Raw genomic sequence first — 3,302 nt, forward strand, 5'->3', positions numbered from 1 at the left:
TATTGTCTTTTGCCTAAAAAAAGGTTGGAATGCTGATTTTGTAACTCAGCAAAAAACGGATGCCGGGTACATCAACATTTCAAGTCGAGCATTAACGGCTCTTGATTTAGTCTCTTACTCAAACCGTATTGGTGGCATAAACCGGGCCACCACGGTTTTAGCCGAATTAGTCATTGAACTGGAATCAGACACACTGGCTAAAGCCGCAGAAGATTTCCCTCAAACCACAACCCTTCAACGCTTAGGTTATTTGTTTGATGAAATTCTTCAGCAAACCACACTGGCTGATGCCATACATAGTGTATTAGACAACCGGAATTACTACCCAGCTCAGCTAAATCCCAAAACAGACAGCGAAAACCAAAAAGCACCAAACCGTTGGAAAATAATACCAAATATGAATGTAGAGGTTGACGAACTATGATCCCCAAAGCGTATATAGATGCCTGGAGGTCCGTAGCCCCCTGGACTGAATCATCACAGGTTGAACAGGATTTGGTTATTTCCAGAGCCGTTGTAGAGATATTTTCCAATGATTTTTTGAAGGAAAACCTCGCATTCCGAGGTGGTACAGCTTTGCACAAACTCTACCTGCATCCTCAGGCGAGGTATTCTGAAGACATTGACTTGGTTCAAATTAAGTCTGGAAATATAAAACCTATATTGCAAGCTATTGGTACACAACTTCAATTTCTTTCATCAATAGATGATAGAAAAATAGTTCAGAAGGAACATAATTGGAAGGCTTTATATGATTTTGAGACGGAAGTAAGTCCCCCACCGAGCATGAGGGTAAAAATTGAAATCAATACGCGGGAACACTTCAATGTGTTGGGGTTACAGAAAGAAATTTTTTCAGTGGATAACCCTTGGTACCAAGGAAGTGCAGAAGTAACGACTTACCAGCCGGAAGAGCTTTTAGGCACCAAGCTCAGAGCGTTATACCAGCGAGAAAAGGGACGAGATTTATTTGACCTCCACTATGCTTTGGAAAACCTTGATATAGATGTTAACAAAATCATTGAGTGCTTTCACGCATATATGGAACACGAAGACAATAAAGCTCCCTCGGCTCGTGAATTCGAGCTTAATTTGGAAGAAAAGATGCAAGATGATGAATTTACCGGGGATATTATGGCTTTGCTAAGACCTGAAATTGAGTATGATCAGGAACAAGCTTATACAAAAGTTATGAACGAAATTATCGGTGGGGTATAAAGTACTGTTACAATGTATTCTAAAAACAATTGGAAAATTTTGTATTCAACTTTTTTAGAAGGGTACCTGTTCAGAAAATTCTTTAAGTATGCAATAAGAAGCATTTAAGTGAAAATGTTTGCCGTATGTTGGCCGGTCCAAAAAATAGAAGAGCCGTTAAGTTAACAAAAATAGTTACTTAACGGCTTATAATTCGTACGCCCGGAAGGATTCGAACCCTCAACCTTCTGATCCGAAGTCAGACGCTCTATCCGGTTGAGCTACGGGCGCAATTGAACATCGAACAAGGAACACCGAATAGTGAACATTGAACGGTTGTTTTCAAAAGGGCAATAAATATAAGAAGACCTGCATTCAGAAACATCTAAAATCAGAGACTGTTTTACAGGATCAGCATGGCATCACCGAATGAATAAAAGCGGTACTTCTCTTTGATAGCATGTTCGTAAAGGCGTTTCATTTCATCAAACCCCATAAATGCAGATACTAACATCAACAAGGTGCTTTTTGGTAAATGGAAATTGGTGATCAAGGCATCGGTTGCCTTGAATTGGTAGCCCGGCGTAATGAAGATATCCGTTTCTTTGCTTTCAGGTTTAAAGTGCCGGGAATCATCAGCAGCCGTCTCAAGCACCCGTACACTCGTGGTGCCAACCGCAGTTATATGGTTTGAACTGTTCAGCTCATCACAGGTCTGTTGCCCAAGCTGATACCACTCGCTGTGCATATCATGATCCTCGAGATTCTCCGTTTTTACCGGAGCGAATGTCCCAAGGCCTACATGCAATGTTACTTCCGACTTCTTTACTCCCGTCTCATCCAGCTTTTCAAGAAGCACATCGGTAAAATGTAACCCAGCAGTAGGTGCTGCTTTACTTCCAAGATCTTTAGCGTACACCGTTTGATATTCATCCGCCAGGGATTCATCCTGTTCAATATATGGCGGAAATGGGGTGTATTTGTAAGGGGTAAGCTTTGGGGAATCCAGATCGCAGGAGAGAATTAAGGTTCGTAATCCGTCTTCAGCAATATGTGTTACTTTAGCTGAAACTGTTTCAGTCAATTCAACTTCTTTACCAAGCTTGAATTTTTTTCCCGGCCGGACCAAAGCTTCAATTGTGTTGTTATTCCGAACCGAGGTAACAAACAACTCCTTCTTGCCATCATCAAAAAGCAGACGGCATTTTTCTACCTTACTGTTGTTCACAACCAACCTGGTGTTTTTGGGGAGATAGGTGTCCAGATTATAAAAATAGTCGTCTGTAACAGAGCCGTCCTTACGGTCATAAACCAATAATCGGGCATGATCTCTGGGATGTGCAGGAGATTGTGCGATCAGGTTTTCAGGAAGGTCATAATCAAAGTCGGAGAGCGTAAATTTCATTCTCCCAAGTTCGCCTTAATCCAGAGTAATTTCAAAGAAATTTGACTGACCCGGCTTAACCCTGACACGCTCGATCGTAAGAATTTCCTCGTTATTTGTTATTATGATCTGCAAACTGTCCGTTATACTAAATCCGCCGCCAGCTGTAGTAAAAAAATCACGGCCTAATGCAAGGTAATCATTCAATAAGGTAAATTCTCCCACTCCATTAGTTGAAGTTAAAGGAACCGTTTCCGGAAGTAAACTATCCGGCTTGTTTACAATAAACATATCCGCAGCAACTGCTGTGGAAGGCCTGCTGATTTGATAAAAATAAAGTCCATTAGTTAATAGCGAGTCAGATATTTGAATGGTCTCTACACCAACAGACAGTGAATCTTCAAAAAAAGTAAATAAAATTTCATCAGTACCATATCTATACAAAGAAGCGGTGTAAAGATCTTCCAATTGTACATTGAATTCTATACTTATACCATTTTCATTGAAGTTTTCTGTGATAAATCCGCCGGGATCAAAGTTACTTCGAATATGAACATTCGCTCCGCTTACACCATCACCATTAAGCAGAACAACTCCTTCTACATTTGAATAGACCGGTTGTTCTTCACTTTTAAAGCAACCGGTCAGTAATACCGCACTTAAAATAATTATCTGGCTAAATTTCAAAACTAAACCTTTATTAAATTTTTCTGTTTAACAA

At 40.3% G+C, this 3,302-nt stretch carries 4 protein-coding genes and 1 tRNA gene; 2 read left to right on the forward strand and 3 right to left on the reverse strand.

The window, feature by feature from the left end; all coding sequences use genetic code 11:
- Both VFM80_RS13215 and VFM80_RS13220 read left to right on the forward strand, forming a co-directional pair.
- On the forward strand, nt 1-424 hold a 424-nt coding region (locus VFM80_RS13215), incomplete at its 5' end, for a type IV toxin-antitoxin system AbiEi family antitoxin domain-containing protein (RefSeq protein ID WP_395072437.1).
- Nucleotides 425-495: 71 nt separating this feature from the next.
- A complete protein-coding gene (locus VFM80_RS13220; protein ID WP_395072439.1) occupies nt 496-1,218 on the forward strand; it encodes a nucleotidyl transferase AbiEii/AbiGii toxin family protein in 723 nt (240 codons plus the stop codon).
- A gap of 196 nt (nt 1,219-1,414) precedes the next feature.
- Here the strand turns inward: VFM80_RS13220 and VFM80_RS13225 are convergent.
- The 3 genes from VFM80_RS13225 to VFM80_RS13235 all read right to left on the reverse strand — a co-directional run bounded on the left by VFM80_RS13225 (nt 1,415) and on the right by VFM80_RS13235 (nt 3,268).
- A tRNA-Arg gene (locus VFM80_RS13225) sits at nt 1,415-1,488 on the reverse strand.
- Nucleotides 1,489-1,600: 112 nt separating this feature from the next.
- The gene (gene queA, locus VFM80_RS13230; protein ID WP_395072441.1) at nt 1,601-2,602 is read right to left on the reverse strand and encodes a tRNA preQ1(34) S-adenosylmethionine ribosyltransferase-isomerase QueA; all 1,002 of its coding nucleotides are present in this window, start codon (nt 2,600-2,602) and stop codon (nt 1,601-1,603) included.
- A 15-nt stretch (nt 2,603-2,617) separates the two neighbouring features.
- The gene (locus VFM80_RS13235) at nt 2,618-3,268 is read right to left on the reverse strand and encodes a hypothetical protein (protein ID WP_395072443.1); all 651 of its coding nucleotides are present in this window, start codon (nt 3,266-3,268) and stop codon (nt 2,618-2,620) included.
- Nucleotides 3,269-3,302: the final 34 nt, after the last annotated feature.

It is taken from the genome of Gracilimonas sp. (assembly GCF_035704785.1).
Classification (GTDB): Bacteria; Bacteroidota; Rhodothermia; order Balneolales; family Balneolaceae; genus Gracilimonas.